A 16,008-nucleotide genomic window follows, 5' to 3' on the forward strand; every position below is an offset into this window, starting at 1 on the left:
GAATAAATAGCATATGGCTACTACTCAAGTTAAAGATATTTGGGATGCAGATATTGCAGCATCCTACAAAACCTTAGATGCATTGGAAAAAACTGCTATTGCAGATTCCGGTGTACTGGCTACCACTGAAGAAATGCAAGAGCTACTGAATGCTCGCAAGCCAAAGATTGAGCTTCCGTATTGGAATGACCTTGATGCATCAATTGAGCCAAACTACTCAACTGACGACCCGGCTGACATTGCTGTTCCATTGGCTGTGACCACTGGTGACATGAGGGCTTATGTTGCGAACGTCAACGAAGGTTGGTCGTCTGCTTCACTGGTTAAAGAATTAACCAATAAAGACCCACTTAATGAACTGGTTCGTGGTCGCATTAACCCATACTGGCGCAAACAGGCTCAGCGCCGACTTATTGCTTCATTGATCGGTGTTTACCGTGAAAACGTGGCGAATGGTGCGAGCGATATGATCATCACTGATGCGGTCAATGGCTTGAACTCCGATGTGATTATCGATGCAGAAGCAAGTATGGGTGACAACCTGGACAAGCTTGGCATCATCATCATGCACAGCAAAAAATATGCTGATCTGCAAAAGCAAAATCAAATTGAGTTCATCGTGGACTCTGAAGCAAAAACCCGAATTGCCGTGTATCAAAATAAGCGCGTTGTTGTTGATGACAGCATGCCAAACCTTGGCACCGCATTAGCTCCACAATACCTAACTATGGTCGCGGGTGCTGGTGCAATCGGTTATGCATACGGCCAGCCGCAGAATGCTGAAACCGTGGCTTATGTCGATGATCAAGCAAACGGTGGTGGTGTTGAGACTCTATGGTCTCGTCGTAAATTCATCATACATCCGCTTGGCTACTCATTCACTGCTACCACTATCACTGGTAATGGCACCGAAGCGAAAGCCTTTGCGCCTTCATGGGTTGACTTGGCTTTAGCTGCAAACTGGGAGCGTGTTGTAGATCGTAAAGCAGTTCCAATCTCATTCATTGTGACCAAATAAGGAGTAAGCAATGGGAATCGGTAAAGGCGAAAACAAAAACACCTGGGATGACTTTCTAAAGTCTCAACAAGGTGGTCAAGCTAAGAAAACTGGTGCCACATCAGGGCGAGCATCTGGATCGGGTGCTTCAGCAGGTGGTGCTAAAGAAGCGGAAAAAAATGGCGGTGGTACTGAAGGTGCTGGTGACGGCACCCAACCAACTGACTTCAATGCTCTAACGGTTGAAAAACTCAAAGGGCAGCTTGCAGCAAAAGGAATTGAGATTCCTGCTGATGCAAAAAAGGCTGATTTAGTCGCTCTATTAGAACAGGAATAACTATGAATTACGTCACTATCGATTCAGTCACTCAAAGCCTTGGCCCAGATTGGGCTGGATCGAGTGACGCTAATCTCGCAGTTACTCAAGCGAATGCTTGGCTTCGTGCCAAGCGTCTGCGTCAATTTGAAGTAATCCCAGAAGATGTATTACTTGCAGGGGCTTATGCTGCACAGATGGCCGCTAAAGGTGAGTTATATAAAGACCGTGCGGATGGCGTTGTAGCATCTAAAACAGTGTCAGCTCAATCAGGCACAAGCGTTTCCAAAACCTATGTGGCTGGGAAAGAGGAAGGCAAGAGTTCAACAATGACATTCATTGATGACTTGCTGAGTCCATACCTCTTAAAAGGCTTTGCAATTAATACATTTGTGGTGAAGTGATGAGAGAAGAATTACAAGCCGAACTTGCAGCAGCATTCAATGAAGATCTGGCCGATGCAGTCGACTCCTTCACCTGTGAAAAGCCGATTTATTCAGGCGAGTTTGATTTTGAAACGCAGACTTATCCCATTGTTGGCAATGAATCATATTCAGGGCGTGGTGTTCTCGGTAATTATTTAAAAGACTTGGTAAAGCCTATCGACTACCAAACTACCGATGCAAAGGCCATTGTCCTTCAAAATGAGCTTACAGGTATCCCACAAATAGGGGATGTCTGGCAGTTTAGGGATGGTGGTTTTGAGGTTAAAAATATTAGCCAAGATCCAACAAGTAGCATTTGGACTTGCCAGCTTAGAAAGGTGTAGCAATGGGATGGAAAAACAAACCGAGTAATTTCGCGCTTGAAATAAAAAAGGTTGGCGATGAACATTTGCGAAAAGTGAGTGCTGAAATGTTGCAGCAGGTGATTGTTGGTAGTCCTGTAGATACTGGAGCATTCCGTGGCAATCATCGAATATCTGTGAATAGCCCAGACAATACATATGACCTATCTACAGCTGATAAAGGTGGTGGCGCAACACAGCAAGAAGGCAACCAAAAGATTCTTCAGGTTAAGTTGGGTGATCTTGTTTATGTGCAAAATAACCTGCCTTATGCAGTTGCACTAGAAAATGGACATAGCCAGCAAAGACCTTTGGGTATCTATTCAGTCGCCTTTATGAACGTATCGAGTAAATACAAATGATGACACTTACCCAAGCCGAAACAGCCATTCATCGGGAAATTATCAGGATTGCCAGGCTAGAAGACTTAACTGTTGAAATGCCAAATAAGCCACCAATTAATGGCATGCCATTTGAACCACCAAAAAATAAGGCTTGGAGTAAGGTATTTATCCAGTACGCTGATAGCCAGATTGTAGGTATCGGAAACAAGCCATGCATTCGGGACCAAGGTATTATTTCAATTCAATGCTTTGCGCCACTGGGTAGTGGCATGGTGATACTTTCTGAGTTGTGCGACACATGGCGAAAGTATCTGCAATCATTCGGTGTATCTCATCTCGAAATATACAAAGTTCATGCACCGCAGAGCATGGATGACCAAGACTTTTACGCAAAAATAATTAGAGCTGAGTTTCGAGTGAACTAGCTTAAACACTTAATCAAACCGTCCTTATTGGGCGGTTTTTTTATGCCTGCTTTCAGGCAAACCACTGGCTAGAGCGACGGTTCGAAAAGCGCGTTTCCATATTCAGCGTGCCTGCCAGTTTCTTTTTTTTGAATATGGTTAGGAGGAAGTCATGAATATGATGACAACATTAAATTTACGCGCCATGGTCTCAAATGAAAATGGTGAACCAAAGACAACCAGTTATGCAGTAGCGGAAGCATTCAAAAAAAGACACTCTGATGTGCTTCGAGCCATTAAAAATATGAAGTGCTCACAGAAATTTCGTGAGCGCAATTTTGCGCTTTGCTTTGAAAACAACAAGTTACAGAACGGAAAGCCAAGAAAATTTTATCAAATGACTAAAGATGGGTGGATGTTTCTGGTGATGGGCTTTAATGGTGAGAAGGCTGATGCAGTAAAAGAGCAATTTATTGATGCCTTTAACTGGATGGCAAGCCAATTAACCCAAGTCTTTCAATCTAAATGGGCGCGATATAACCATATTGTCGGTTATCGCAATAGTCGAAAGCAGCAAGTTAGTTGCTCAGCCAGAGATATGAATGTGTGGAAACAAGAAAAGCATCCGCTTGATGATGAAATAACGCAATTAGAAAGTGAATTGCAGCCGTCATTGCCATTCTTCCAATCATCTTGATCAGATTTTAAATCTAACCAAAACCAATGCCACCGAAAGGTGGTTTTTTTATGCCTAAAATTAAGGAGCACACTATGTCATCCAAAGGCACTGATGTAGTTATCTACATTGCAAAAGAAGAGTCACCTAATGTTTTGCCTACAGTGGCTGTCTGGCATACGTTGCGTCGAAACTCTGACTCGTTAAAGAAAACCGTTTCACTTACTGAAACTGATGAAATTGTGGATTCTCGTTTTGATCAAGGTTCAGTAGCAACTTCTGGTGAAGCGACTGGCACCATTGAATATGAACTATCAGCTTTAAGCCAAGATATTCTGCTTGAAGGTGCGGCTGGTAATATATTTGTTGATGATGCAATTAGCGGTGTAGCCACTCTTGAAATTGGTGGCATGGAATTAGATACCTTCACCATCGTGAAGCATGATAAAAAACTAAACTTTATTCAAGTATTCTCAGGTGCTCGTATCGGTGAATTAACCATTCAAGGCGACACCGAAGGCAAAATTACAGGCTCTGCAACAATTAGCGCTACAGGCTATGCAAACCCAGCAGCAAGCCCTGTAACTGCACCACTTGCTGCACCTGACACACCATTCATGTCATCCATTAACGTGAATACATTCAAAATTAATGGCGTGAGTACTGTGGGTACTGCATGTGCTGAGTCGTTCACCATTTCGATTAACAACAATCTTACAGCTCGCCCATGTCTGGGTAATCAGAGCATCATTCCAAACCGCTACACTGAAGGCAAAGTGAATATTGGTCTGAGTGCAACAGTGGTCCTAACCGAGCAATCTAAAGCCTGGATTCCATATGTTGAGTCACGCGAAACCATGACTGCTGAAATTGGCATCGAAGATACTCAAGGCAATGCTTATGGGTTCCACTTCCCTAAACTGGAACTCGATAATGATGGCATGTCAGACACCAATGCGACCGATGACCACACGCTGGCTTTAGAGTTCAAGCAGGTCAAAGTAGCACCAACCATCACACGTTCAGTTGCATAACTATAGCCGCCTTCGGGCGGTTTTCTCTTGGAAGATCAAACATGGCTTTAAAAGTAGCAATCCAACAAAGTAAAGAAGTTGCACTCTGGAAAGAATATAAAGATAGCAAGGGCAATGTATTGGCAGAGTTCAAGATTCGAGGCTCTGATTACAAGGCATATCGGGTAGCGGTTGAGCGTGCACAGAATCAGTTGTCATCGAAAGGCTATGATGTAGCGACTGCGGGTAGTGATGATAAGCTTTATCATGAGCTTTTATTGGAGGCTGCTGCATGTCATCTGGTGGCTGATTGGAAAGGCGTAGTATTTGTTGAAGATGGTAAAGAGATCGAGCCTGAATGCACGCCTGAAAACGCAACCAAGCTTTTCAACATGGGTGACATTGGCGTAGCAATCTGGGCCTTTGTGAAAGCGCAGTCTGATCAGATCCAAGCCGAAGCAAACAGCTATCGAGATGAAGTATTGGGAAAGTCCGAGAACTCTACCGATACCTCAACCAGTTTGCTGGACTCAGCGAGTACCAAATAAAGTTGCGTGAAAAGCAGGGGCATGAATTACCTGATCCACCAGAATACTCATATACAGCCAATGCTTTAATTGAAGCCTACAATGTCATTTCGCGCTCACGCAGATATGAGCAAGGCACACCGTTAGCATTGGGCATTGCTGATCTAAATGCCTATTGTGAGCAGTATGAGTTACCAGTAGAGCGCTACATTTTCAATGCAGTCATCTTTGATCTGGATAATCGGTTTATTGATGAGGCGTATAAGAAGATGAGTAAGAAATCAGCGTGAGTTGGTTTCTTTTCTGGTTTTAGATATCTTAAGACAAAATAAATATCCTTAAATTTACGATGAAAAACATAAATTTATTAAAAATCAAAAACACCAAATTAAAAAATATGATAATCTCATAGTCAAATCGAATACTAGGTATTGGTTATGAGTGGCTCAGAAAAAATAGTTGTACCAGGTACAAATGTCTTAAGACGAGCGGGTAATACTTTAATCAGCTCAGAAGCTAGTGAAGCTGAAAAAATAGAAGCCTTTAAAGTGCTAACCGCATGGCGTTCTTTACATACATACCCAATTGATACTTTTCAAAAAACCTTGAGAAGAAGATGTGGCGAGTTGAAATTTAAAGACTCAACTGTGGCGCAAAGACTTAAGCGATTGCCATCAATTGTCTCTAAATTGAAGCGACATCCTGGAATGAACTTGGCTCGAATGCAGGACATTGGTGGGCTAAGGGTGATTTTGCCTAGCATTCAGGATGTTTATCGACTGCACAATGACTTGATCCACATAAACAAAAGATTTAGCCATGAGCCGAAACTCCCTTGTGATGATTATATTCAAAAACCAAAGCCTGATGGTTATCGTAGCTTGCATCAGATATTTATTTACAAGAGTAGAGATCACACAGAGCTGGATGGCTTAAGTATTGAGTTGCAAATAAGGACTAAATTACAGCACTCTTGGGCAACAGCTGTTGAGACTCTTGGGGTAATTGAAAAAGCATCTATAAAGTCTGGTTTTGGCTCTGAAGATCATAAGCATTTTTTTAAGTTGAGCAGCGCACTTTTTTCAATAAAAGAGCAAACCCCGATGCTACCGGAATTTGCAGAACTCACCCCAAATGAGATTGCGCATCAAGCAAAAGAAATTGAAGAAAAGCTGCAAATCTTCAAGAAACTCAAGGGAATTGCAATTACCGCTAAGCACATTGAGTCAACTTCTAATAGTAAGTATGCGTATCATATTTTAAGACTATATAGAGACGAAGATGCTTGGAAGGTGGATGTAATGCCTTTTTCCAAAAATCAAGAAGATCTAGCCAAGACTTTTTATGCATCACTTGAGGCGAAAGTTAAAGGTGATCCCGATGTAGATGTGGTATTGGTATCTGTGGGTGATTTGAAGGCGATTAAAAAAGCTTATCCAAACTACTTCTTGGATACTAATCAATTCATCAAAGAGATGCAGTCAGCATTTAAGAAGTATTTAGATGCTTAAAACAAACCATCCTTCGGGATGGTTTTTTCATTCTGGAATTAGTATCTTATGATTTCTTATAAGAGGGAAATCACATGAAAAGATTATTAGTTGCAGGGGTAGTGGGTTTTGGGTTGGTGGGATGTACATCTATCCAAATTAACAATACAACTGGATTTAACCCAGATTCTATTAAGCAGGTATGCATTGTACATAATCCTAAAGTAATTATTAGAGATTTTGACAGGCTGGTTGAGAAGAGTTTTGCTCGATACAACATTGATTCCAAAACTGTTAAAAATAATGACGACTTAAGCCTATGCCAGACCACTTTAAACTATACGGCTCTTCGCTCATGGGATTTTGCACCGTATATGGTATCAGCTCAATTCAATTTACTGCAAAATGGTCGTCAGGTTTCTGAAGCATCTTTTAGATTAAAAGGAAATGGGGGGTTAGCTCTTAATAAGTGGAGAAGCACGGAAACCAAGATTAATGAGCTGGTCGATGAATTATTAGGGAAGACGCCCAAGCGATAGAAAGATATCGGGCTGAAAATTTGTGTAATAAATATACAAATAAGAACCTCCTTCGGGAGGTTTCTTTTTGCCCACAAAATTAGTATCTTGTTCTAAATTATAAATTTGGGGTGGGTATGAAATCGGTTGTTATATTGCTATTAAGTCTGGGCGGCTCTAGCGCATTTGCTAACGACCTTTACACACTAAAAGACCGGGATGGAAATTCCATCTTAAGCTCAATGGAAAACCCTGATGCAGAATATAGAAACTTTGTTGTGGATAAGGATACATACACAACAAAACCAAAACCTGAAGACTGGAATTTAAATTGCACAAAAGATAGGTTTAGTGGTACTAAATCTTGTACGTTAAGCAAGCCATATAATGCACTATTAGTGGGAATACATGGCGGGCGACATAGTGTTTATATTGGTCGAAATCACTTTCCACGCACTCAGAGCGCCATAAAAATTGACAACAATGCTCCAATTTATGGGAATGAAGGTTCAAGCGATACACCCAAAAAAGCAATTGAACAAATGAAAAAAGGAAAGGTTGCTTACACTAGGTATAGGGAGTGGCCTTATGAATATAATCAAGATGGTGAAACCGACTTAACTGGATTTACTGAAAAATACAATGAAATGCTAGAAGAGTACAAAAAACTCTAGTCAATACAATCAAACCAACCTCGCTTTGTGCGGGGTTTTTTAATACCCAAAATACAGCGCCTTTAGGTGCTTTTTTATTACCTAAAGGAAAGCGATATGGCTCAAGATTCTGTACTTCGAATTGTTATTGATTCACGAAATGCTGAGCGTAATGCACGAAATGTAGCAAATGAACTCCAAAATATTGAGCGCAATGGCGACCATGCGTCACAATCTATGGATTCTATGTCTGTGGCAACTCGCCAGCTTGCGGGTTATATGGCTGGCGTTGTGACTGTTGGTGCTGCTATCTCTAAAATGGATGCCTACACAGGTATGCAGAACCGCTTAAAGCTTGTCACTGAGTCGCAAGAACAGCTGAACACAGCAATGAGTGATACCTTTAGTATTGCGCAAAAAACACGCTCAAGTTGGGAAAATGTCATACAGGTTTATCAGCGATTTCAAGATAATGCAAAAACATTAAATATTGACATGGCTAAAACAGCCGAGCTTACAGAAACAGTATCAAAAGCTGTGGCAATTAGCGGGGCTTCAACTGAAGGCGCAAATGCAGCACTGGTTCAGTTTGGGCAATCTTTAGCATCAGGTGTATTTCGCGGCGAGGAATTTAACTCTGTCGCAGAACAGGCTCCTGGATTATTGAAAGCTATTGCCACAGGTCTTGGTGTGAATATCGGTCAATTAAGAGCCATGGCTAATGATGGTAAATTGACCAGCGACATTCTCGTTGATGCACTAACAAAGTCAAAAAAATCAGTAGATGAATTATTTGCAAAAACCGATGTGACAATTGGTCAATCCCTTCAACTATTAAGCAATGAAGTCACCAAATTTACAGGCGAAGCAGGCAAGGCTTCAGGTGTTGCAACAACCTTAGCTAGTAGCATCCAAATATTAGCCAATAATCTTGATGCTATTGCAGGCATTGCAGTGGTTGGTGGTGTGGCTTTATTAACCAAAACTATTGCTTCTCAAACAGTGGCGATTCATGGCTCCATTACCGCAGTAGTGGCACGACGAGCAGCAGATACAGCAGCCATGCAATCTCAGATTCAATTGACTGCGGTGGAGGTGCAACGTACTCGTCAAGTAGCAGCGTTAGCGCTTACTGAGATCAATCTAGCACGTCAGGAATTAAACTCAGCTACCACTCGCCAAGCGCGTGCAGCCGCAACTATGCGACTCACTCAGGCGGAAATTGCGCACAGCATTGCATTAAAGCAAAGCGCGGCGGCCGTAGCTACTCAAACTGTTGCTGAAAATGCACTGAATGCTAGTCGGTCACGTGGAGCGATGTTACTTGGTTTGGTTGGTGGCCCAATCGGTGCAATCACAATCGGTGTGGCTGCATTGACTGCTGGCTACATGTACCTTCAAAAACGCACAGCAGAAGCAAATGCAAAACTTGAAGAACAAGGCCGTGTTGCTGAAAAAACCAAAGAGGAGCTTTTAGCACTAAAAGGGGTTCAGCTTGATGTCGCTAAAGATGATTTAGCAGCATCATTTGAAGACCAGAACGACAAATTAAATAAGCTAAACTTGTCGTTTAATGGTTTTATTCGCACAGTTAAAAATGCGAACGCTGGCAATAAAGAGGTTTATGAAATCTCAGATCAAGTGCACAAAGGATTAATGTCGCAAGCTGATGCTGTCGAGAGATTGAATAAGCTAAAACTATTGACACCTGAGCAAAAATCCCAAGGTCTGGATTTAATTAAGAGTTACGAGGAGGCTAGGGTTAAGGCTCAGCAAAATGCAGATGCTCAAAAAACTTTAGGTCAGCAGGTTACTTTATCTGGCAATGCTGCATCTAATGCTGTTGGTAAGGTAAACGATAACACCAATGCTATGTATAACAACGCTGATGCGGCGAACGCAGCAGCGGATGCACAGTCTAAGTATATTTCAAACCTACAGAAGGGTGCCGCGCAGACCATTATGACCAACAAGCTAATTGCTAAAGGTTGGGAGATTGAGCGTGCAAAAATGGCATCACAAGCGGCTTTTGAGAATGGAGGAAAGGTTTCGGCAAAAGATATTCAGATTATTGATATGAATATTGCTGCAAATAAAAAACTACAAGCCTCTGAGGATGCAATCGCTAATGCTAAAAGAGGATCGGCTAAAGCAACGAGTGCAGCTTTGTCGCAACACCGAAAGGATGCAAAAGAAGCAAATCGTATAGATGAGGAGCAACGTAATCTTAGAGAGCAATACATTTATGCTTATGCTGATAGAGAGAAGCAGATTGAGTTGAATTTAGCTAAAGAAATTGCAGAAATTCAAAAGGCAAATTTCGCTAATCCTGAGCCATACCTAGAGGCAGCAAATAAGCGCGCTTATTATGAAAAGCAAATCTATTTATCTCAATTGCAGTTTGAAATTAATGAATTCCAAATGAGCGAGGAGCAAAAGCTTAAATACTCTTACGATATAAAAAACTTACAACTTCATCAAAATTCAGAAATAACCAAGGAAAGCAAAGAGATTGCTATTAACGCACTCGAGGAGCAATACAACCAAGAACTCGCTCTAATCAAACTTTCACAAGAAACTCGCTTATTCCAAGCCCAACAATCCTACATGCATGAAGTTGATGCAATGCAAGAAAGATATAGGCTTGAAAGAGAGGAAATTGCAAAAATTAAAGACGAGAAGCAAAGAGCTGGATTGCTTAATGCATCTTATCGTGCTGAGGATAATGAATACGAAACCAAGCGTCGCAATGCGTGGAACAATTATCGTCAATTAAATGCAGATCGTGATGGTAGTGGTGAGTTTCTTCAGCTTGATTTTGCTAAGGAAGATGCATCAAAAACGATTGAGGATAGTATTAAGTACAATCTTATTACCGAAAAAGAAGGTAAAGATGCTCTCCTTAAGATTGAAGAGGATTATCAAAAAGCCAAGCTTCAACTTAGTTTGAGTTATGGTGAGAAAATTGCTGGATCGACTGCTGATAGCATGGCGGTGATTTTTGGTGAGCAGTCGGGTGCTTACAAGGCTATGTTTGCAGTTCAAAAAGGTTTTGCTATTGCTCAATCCATGATTGCTATTCAACAAGGTATTGCGAATGCAATGTCTTTACCATTTCCGACAAATCTTGCGGCTGCTGCAACAGTAGCGGTAGAAACAGCAAGTATACTATCCAATATTCGATCTGTAACCATGGCTGTTTCGGGTAGTGATGGTTATGCCAACGGCGGCTACACAGGCCACGGTGGTAAATACGAGCCAGCAGGTGTCGTACACAAAGGCGAAGGTGTTTTAACTCAAGAGGAAGTCAAAGCATTAGGTGGCCCACAAGGCTTTGAGGATTTGCGAAAGTCTATCCGTCGAGGTTATGCGACTGGTGGATTGGTTGCAGATACTCATCGTGTTGGTATGGGTGCTGTGAATGCGATTAATCGGGGTGCAAGTGCTGGACCAGCACAGGTAGTAGGCGCAACCATTAACATTAATAACAACACTGGAGCCCAAGTCAACGCGCGTCAAAACCCTGATGGCAGTGTTGATATTGATGTGATTGAACGGCAGTTGGCTGGTCGTTTAGGCAATCCCAATAGTACGCTTTCCAAATCACTTAAGCAGAACACCACAGCATCACGGAGACGATAATGCATAAGCTGTTGTATTGCACAACCCAGTCGGGCTATTCAGCCCAGATTGGGGATGGTGTTATTTCTCAAGAGTTAGACGGTGGTGCACCAAGGTTTAAGCGTGCATTAAAAGGCACATACCATAGCGCATCAGTGCGGTGGGTGGTAAAGGATGCAGGCTATCAGTATTTAATGGCTTTTTATCGTGTCTGGGCTAGAAATCCAAATCAGCGTTTTTTAGCGAAGCTTTGTATTGATGGTCCAGAGGTTGAGGATTATCAATGCTATTTCTCTGGAAGCCCAAGCCTTGAAAGCAAAGAAGGACCAATCTACACGGTCACTGCTGAGCTTCGAGTGAAGCCGTTGAATATTGATCCGAATCTGGATGATCTTATTGTCACGGTAGCAACTGAAGGCGTGGATTTGGCTGAACTGCTTAATCCGCTTGATCACTTGGTGAATGTGGCTCTACCTGATGCATTGGAGAACTTATGACAGATTACACTGCATTTTTTCTCAATAATTCTGGTGGGGTGGTGCAGCTTGAATGCCTAGAAATATCCCATCCGAGTTTTACTAAGATATTTCGATACACTCGCAATGATGAAGATGGGATACAGATTGGCGATAACTTCTATCAATATCAACCAATGTCAATCAAGCGAACCAATGTCACCAATGACCTTGATCAGAAGCTACAGGTGACTTTGGTGGACATGGAGGATGAGCTTATGGATGCGATAAAAAACATCCGAAACTCTGCTTATCCACGAGTAAAACCAAAGATCAACTTCAAGATATATCGAGATGATGATCTTTCAGCACCAATGGTTGAGATGCAAACTCTAGAAGCGCCTACAATCTCAAAGGACAGCACTGGGCTTGTGACCTTTGATGCTCAAGCACCAGAACTAAACTCTGTCAAAACTGGGAAGCTTTACACCTTTGAAGACTATCCATTGCTTAAGGGGATCTAATGTCTATTGATAATCTGTTAGATCGGACATGGACCAAGGATTACACCTGTAATGAATTTGCATGTGAAGCTTGGAAGCAGATCACTGGTAAAGACTTAAGTAAGCGGATTGAAAAGTTTTTGAATGGTAAAGGCCGATTCAAAAGGCTGGATAAGCCGATTTCGCCCTGCCTAGTGTTCTTCAAGAACAATGAGAAAAGCTCGACACATGTTGGGCTTTTTTATTGCGACAAGCTTTTACATTTAACCCCACGAGGGGTGCAGTTTGTGCCGCTAGAACTGGTGGCTATGCATTTCCGAGAAGCGAGATTCTACACATGAAAAAAGTCATCATCATACGTGATCAGTTTAGCCAGAATAAAACCGAAGCCACGGTTGATGATGTGTGCAAATATCTTGCTGAACAGTTTGATAGCTTTCCAGAAAACGCACGAATTTATCATAATCATGTTTCAAAGCAGACTGATGTTACACCGAAAACCGTAGCGGATATTGAGCACCTAAAAACATTGGATGGTACTTTTTATGTAGTGATGCACCCCGAGTGGATCCAAATAGTTTTTTGGGTCGTCACTGCGATAATGGCGGCATATAGTGTCTATACAATTGCCACCATGCCTAAGCCTACTACTGGTGGAGCTGGTTCATCAAATAACGAGCTTGCAGCGCGGGCCAATCAAGCCCGCGTAAAAAGTCGTATTCCTGATATTTATGGGATGGTTCGCTCTTACCCCGACCTAATCGCAGTCACCTATACATATTATCAAAATGAAATCGAAGTTGAAGAATGCTTGATGGTGATTGGTCGCGGGTATTACCAAATTCATGATTGCCGTGATGGTGATACGCCTGCAGGCGCAATTAATGGTGTGAGTGTCAGTATTTATGAGCCAGGTATACCTTTGGTGGGGGATACAGCATTTTACCGTATTGGACAGGTGTTCAGCAGCTTGCCACTTTCTGTAAAAAAATCAGCATCAATTAACGGTCAAACCTTGCAACGACCAAGTGACAGAGTGCTCAGCGATGAGGACAATAATGCGGGTATTTATTTCACAACAGGCGGTGTTATTAATCGCAAAAATACAGGCATTAATTTCACAAGTTACTTTAAGGCTGGTGATGCAATTAATATTCAGGGAGCGGCTTACGGGGTTGAAGATGCCATTTTATCCGGCACTGCAACTGTAAAACCGAGCGGCATTGTCACTATTCAGTCAGGCGAGAACGTGCCTGACTATACAAGCTTTCAGGGTGTTCTACTCACTGGTGCAACTTTTGAAATTGTAGTTGAAACGCTTGATCCAGAAACGGAGGAAGTGCTTTCAACCGAGAGTGTTTTTCGTGATTTGTCTGGTCAATACGATATCTCAAGTATTGATCGTTCGGTGAGTGGCACAGGATACTTATATACCATCACGTTATCCCAACCAAAAAACACCAACTTTAACTGGGAGTTTGTGACACAGGATCACACGATTGCAGCAGGTATTTCATTAAACAAATCATCTAATAGTGTGGTGTTGGATGGAGCCTACACAATCAGCGCAATTACATCGAGCACAATTACTTTAGCGACACCAAGCAGTATTAATCCAGACTGGTTAAAACTACCCGATTTGCTAGGTGGAACCACTTATAATCTTGTGTCATCGGTGGATCTGGATTTAGTTACAGATAAGTGGGTTGGCTGGTTTGATGTTTACAAAGACGATGCCACTCATCTTCATTTAAATATTTATTTCCCGAATGGCCTATGGAACCAAGACAGTAAAGGAAAGACAAACTGGGCTTGGGTAAATATCGCGGTTCAGTATCAAATGATTGATGAGGATGGTGTGGCGACATCACCAATTTATAACTTTAATCACAATACTGGTCGGGTTACGAAGCGGTATGGTCATGGAATTACACTAAAAATTGAACTACCAATAGTTGGCAATGCTCGTTTCAGAGTGGCTAAAACAGGCGAACATCGCGGCAACAACCCGATGACTGACTGCAAGGTTAAAGATGCGTATTTATCTTCAGAATTCAACAAATCTGAATATCAAGATGTCACTGTCATTCGATCCAGAACAGTTGCTACAGATGGGGCATTATCAGTTAAAGAGCGCAAGTTAAACTGCTTGGTAACTCGTAAGCTCATGGTGGACGGTACTGGAGCGTTGCAAGCAACACGCGATGCAGGTCAAGCATTGATTGGTATGGCACTGGATGAATATATCGGACGAAGATCTACAACCGAGATTGATATTCCGCAAATCAAGTCAGAGATTCAGAAAATCAAAACCTATTTCGGCTCGGATGCGCCTGCTGAATTTAGCTACACCTTTGATGATGACAGCCTGAGCTTTGAGGAGCAGGCAGCTATGATCGCCTCGGCGTGCTTCTGCGAGACATACCGATACGGAAATAAGTTGCGGCTGAAATTTGAATCGCCACAGGACAACTCGGTACTGCTTTTTAATCACCGTAACAAGGTGCCAGGATCAGAAAAGCGGACGTTTAATCTCGGTATTGATAAAGACTATGATGGGGTGGAGCTTGAATACACTTCGCCTGATGATGACCTTCGGGTGACTTATGCTATTCCTGAGAATGGATCTGCACGCAACCCATTAAAGATCAGTACGTCAGGCATTCGTAATCACGCTGTAGCTAAAACCCGCGGATGGCGTGAGTGGAATAAGCTGCAGTACCAGACTGAAAGCGTTGAGTTTGATGCACTAGATGAATCCAATTTACTGGTGAGGAATGATCGAATTTTGGTGGCTGATAATACAAGCATCAAGACTCAGGATGGTGAGGTTGTGGCAGTTGATGGGCTAACACTCACATTGTCGCAAGATGTAGAGATGCAGGATGGTGTGACTTATTACACTCATCTGCAACTACAAGATGCGACGGTAGACATGATTCAGTGCCTATCTGGTGAATACATGAATCAGGTCATTTTGACTCGAGCACCACTACAACCACTGGTCTTTGATGAAGATCGATACATCAAAACCGCCTATCAGATCGTGGCTGCTCAAGATACATCTAGCTCGGCATTTTTACTGACAGAGGCAAGCCCAAACGATGAGATGACTAACCGACTAACCTGCATTAATTACAATGCACGTTACTACGAAAAAGACCACAGTTATATTTAAATTAAATCATTAAAGGCCCCTTTGCTGGGGCTTTTTTTATGCCGGAGAGAAACATGGTTGATCAGGTAATTACCAAGCAAGAGCTTATTGATGCTCAAAAAGATGCGGATACACTTGAGCAAGTTTTAAATGGAGCCGCAGGTGTTTTAATTACATCGCGCCTTGGTCGTCAATATTACACGCTTGCAAGTGTTTCACATATCAATGTAATGACTCGCGATGAAATCATATCTCGTCTTTTGATAAAAGCCGATAAAACATATGTTGATAATGCACTTACATCATTTCAAAACGGTGCTATCAAAACATATCCGACCTTATCTGCTGCAAATGCAGATATTGCCAATATTGCTCTAAATACAAAAGTTAGTGTTTTGAGTGCAGAGGATGGTGGGGATTATTACAAGGCGACTACAAATGCGACGAGCTTAACGAAGAGTCCTTATGACGCATTGAAGCAATCAAAAGACTATATAGATAAGTCTATCGAATCACAAAACATATCATATATAAATGATGATAACAG

Annotated in this window: 18 protein-coding genes and 1 pseudogene; all 19 read left to right on the forward strand. The window is 42.1% G+C overall.

The annotated features are described in order from the left end of the window. Nucleotides 1–13 precede the first annotated feature (13 nt). Nucleotides 14–1,018 carry a major capsid protein gene (locus F986_RS13465; RefSeq protein ID WP_004695933.1) on the forward strand — a complete coding sequence of 335 codons (1,005 nt, stop codon included), beginning with the start codon at nt 14–16 and terminating at the stop codon, nt 1,016–1,018. Between the two features lie 10 nt (nt 1,019–1,028). Then, a complete protein-coding gene (locus F986_RS13470) occupies nt 1,029–1,334 on the forward strand; it encodes a HeH/LEM domain-containing protein (protein ID WP_004695935.1) in 306 nt (101 codons plus the stop codon). 2 nt (nt 1,335–1,336) lie between these two features. Next, nucleotides 1,337–1,717: a hypothetical protein gene (locus tag F986_RS13475; RefSeq protein ID WP_004695938.1), complete on the forward strand. Its 381-nt coding sequence runs from the start codon at nt 1,337–1,339 to the stop codon at nt 1,715–1,717. Continuing rightward, complete coding sequence (locus F986_RS13480; RefSeq protein ID WP_004695939.1) at nt 1,717–2,082, forward strand: hypothetical protein; 366 nt, start codon at nt 1,717–1,719, stop codon at nt 2,080–2,082. Before F986_RS13475 ends, F986_RS13480 begins: the two co-directional genes overlap by 1 nt. A 2-nt stretch (nt 2,083–2,084) precedes the next feature. Further along, a complete protein-coding gene (locus F986_RS13485; RefSeq protein WP_004695942.1) occupies nt 2,085–2,462 on the forward strand; it encodes a hypothetical protein in 378 nt (125 codons plus the stop codon). Further along, entirely contained in the window at nt 2,459–2,869 is a 411-nt protein-coding gene (locus F986_RS13490) for a phage tail terminator-like protein (protein ID WP_004695944.1), read from the forward strand. The genes F986_RS13485 and F986_RS13490 overlap by 4 nt, the downstream gene beginning before the upstream one ends. Nucleotides 2,870–3,020: 151 nt before the next feature. After that, a complete protein-coding gene (locus F986_RS13495; RefSeq protein WP_004695945.1) occupies nt 3,021–3,545 on the forward strand; it encodes a Rha family transcriptional regulator in 525 nt (174 codons plus the stop codon). 50 nt (nt 3,546–3,595) lie between these two features. Next, a complete protein-coding gene (locus F986_RS13500) occupies nt 3,596–4,558 on the forward strand; it encodes a phage tail tube protein (RefSeq protein WP_227555152.1) in 963 nt (320 codons plus the stop codon). Nucleotides 4,559–4,599: 41 nt separating this feature from the next. Continuing rightward, nucleotides 4,600–5,085 carry a hypothetical protein gene (locus F986_RS13505; RefSeq protein ID WP_004695949.1) on the forward strand — a complete coding sequence of 162 codons (486 nt, stop codon included), beginning with the start codon at nt 4,600–4,602 and terminating at the stop codon, nt 5,083–5,085. 2 nt (nt 5,086–5,087) lie between these two features. After that, nucleotides 5,088–5,354 carry a hypothetical protein gene (locus F986_RS13510; protein WP_004695951.1) on the forward strand — a complete coding sequence of 89 codons (267 nt, stop codon included), beginning with the start codon at nt 5,088–5,090 and terminating at the stop codon, nt 5,352–5,354. A 147-nt stretch (nt 5,355–5,501) separates the two neighbouring features. Next, entirely contained in the window at nt 5,502–6,575 is a 1,074-nt protein-coding gene (locus F986_RS13515) for a RelA/SpoT domain-containing protein (protein WP_004695953.1), read from the forward strand. Between the two features lie 74 nt (nt 6,576–6,649). Next, the gene (locus tag F986_RS13520; protein WP_004695955.1) at nt 6,650–7,093 is read left to right on the forward strand and encodes an Sbal_3080 family lipoprotein; all 444 of its coding nucleotides are present in this window, start codon (nt 6,650–6,652) and stop codon (nt 7,091–7,093) included. A gap of 116 nt (nt 7,094–7,209) precedes the next feature. Next, nucleotides 7,210–7,746: a hypothetical protein gene (locus tag F986_RS13525; protein WP_004695957.1), complete on the forward strand. Its 537-nt coding sequence runs from the start codon at nt 7,210–7,212 to the stop codon at nt 7,744–7,746. Nucleotides 7,747–7,842: 96 nt separating this feature from the next. Beyond that, nucleotides 7,843–11,367 carry a tape measure protein gene (locus F986_RS13530; protein WP_004695959.1) on the forward strand — a complete coding sequence of 1,175 codons (3,525 nt, stop codon included), beginning with the start codon at nt 7,843–7,845 and terminating at the stop codon, nt 11,365–11,367. Continuing rightward, nucleotides 11,367–11,843: a hypothetical protein gene (locus F986_RS13535; RefSeq protein ID WP_004695961.1), complete on the forward strand. Its 477-nt coding sequence runs from the start codon at nt 11,367–11,369 to the stop codon at nt 11,841–11,843. Before F986_RS13530 ends, F986_RS13535 begins: the two co-directional genes overlap by 1 nt. Next, the gene (locus F986_RS13540) at nt 11,840–12,325 is read left to right on the forward strand and encodes a DUF1833 family protein (protein WP_004695963.1); all 486 of its coding nucleotides are present in this window, start codon (nt 11,840–11,842) and stop codon (nt 12,323–12,325) included. The genes F986_RS13535 and F986_RS13540 overlap by 4 nt, the downstream gene beginning before the upstream one ends. After that, complete coding sequence (locus tag F986_RS13545) at nt 12,325–12,645, forward strand: hypothetical protein (RefSeq protein WP_004695965.1); 321 nt, start codon at nt 12,325–12,327, stop codon at nt 12,643–12,645. Before F986_RS13540 ends, F986_RS13545 begins: the two co-directional genes overlap by 1 nt. Continuing rightward, nucleotides 12,642–15,482, forward strand: coding sequence for a host specificity factor TipJ family phage tail protein (locus F986_RS13550; RefSeq protein ID WP_004695966.1), 2,841 nt, complete (start codon nt 12,642–12,644; stop codon nt 15,480–15,482). Before F986_RS13545 ends, F986_RS13550 begins: the two co-directional genes overlap by 4 nt. Before the next feature lie 53 nt (nt 15,483–15,535). Next, nucleotides 15,536–16,008, forward strand: a pseudogene (locus F986_RS18625) (hypothetical protein); the annotation flags it as partial.

Source organism: Acinetobacter johnsonii CIP 64.6 (genome assembly GCF_000368045.1).
Taxonomy (GTDB): domain Bacteria; phylum Pseudomonadota; class Gammaproteobacteria; order Pseudomonadales; family Moraxellaceae; genus Acinetobacter; species Acinetobacter johnsonii.

What these genes read in the sequence shown, in the direction of transcription:
- F986_RS13465 (WP_004695933.1), top strand. Translation starts at nt 14, where the DNA reads ATGGCTACTACTCAAGTTAAAGATATTTGGGATGCAGATATTGCAGCA.
- F986_RS13470 (WP_004695935.1), top strand. Translation starts at nt 1,029, where the DNA reads ATGGGAATCGGTAAAGGCGAAAACAAAAACACCTGGGATGACTTTCTA.
- F986_RS13475 (WP_004695938.1), top strand. Translation starts at nt 1,337, where the DNA reads ATGAATTACGTCACTATCGATTCAGTCACTCAAAGCCTTGGCCCAGAT.
- F986_RS13480 (WP_004695939.1), top strand. Translation starts at nt 1,717, where the DNA reads ATGAGAGAAGAATTACAAGCCGAACTTGCAGCAGCATTCAATGAAGAT.
- F986_RS13485 (WP_004695942.1), top strand. Translation starts at nt 2,085, where the DNA reads ATGGGATGGAAAAACAAACCGAGTAATTTCGCGCTTGAAATAAAAAAG.
- F986_RS13490 (WP_004695944.1), top strand. Translation starts at nt 2,459, where the DNA reads ATGATGACACTTACCCAAGCCGAAACAGCCATTCATCGGGAAATTATC.
- F986_RS13495 (WP_004695945.1), top strand. Translation starts at nt 3,021, where the DNA reads ATGAATATGATGACAACATTAAATTTACGCGCCATGGTCTCAAATGAA.
- F986_RS13500 (WP_227555152.1), top strand. Translation starts at nt 3,596, where the DNA reads ATGCCTAAAATTAAGGAGCACACTATGTCATCCAAAGGCACTGATGTA.
- F986_RS13505 (WP_004695949.1), top strand. Translation starts at nt 4,600, where the DNA reads ATGGCTTTAAAAGTAGCAATCCAACAAAGTAAAGAAGTTGCACTCTGG.
- F986_RS13515 (WP_004695953.1), top strand. Translation starts at nt 5,502, where the DNA reads ATGAGTGGCTCAGAAAAAATAGTTGTACCAGGTACAAATGTCTTAAGA.
- F986_RS13520 (WP_004695955.1), top strand. Translation starts at nt 6,650, where the DNA reads ATGAAAAGATTATTAGTTGCAGGGGTAGTGGGTTTTGGGTTGGTGGGA.
- F986_RS13525 (WP_004695957.1), top strand. Translation starts at nt 7,210, where the DNA reads ATGAAATCGGTTGTTATATTGCTATTAAGTCTGGGCGGCTCTAGCGCA.
- F986_RS13530 (WP_004695959.1), top strand. Translation starts at nt 7,843, where the DNA reads ATGGCTCAAGATTCTGTACTTCGAATTGTTATTGATTCACGAAATGCT.
- F986_RS13535 (WP_004695961.1), top strand. Translation starts at nt 11,367, where the DNA reads ATGCATAAGCTGTTGTATTGCACAACCCAGTCGGGCTATTCAGCCCAG.
- F986_RS13540 (WP_004695963.1), top strand. Translation starts at nt 11,840, where the DNA reads ATGACAGATTACACTGCATTTTTTCTCAATAATTCTGGTGGGGTGGTG.
- F986_RS13545 (WP_004695965.1), top strand. Translation starts at nt 12,325, where the DNA reads ATGTCTATTGATAATCTGTTAGATCGGACATGGACCAAGGATTACACC.
- F986_RS13550 (WP_004695966.1), top strand. Translation starts at nt 12,642, where the DNA reads ATGAAAAAAGTCATCATCATACGTGATCAGTTTAGCCAGAATAAAACC.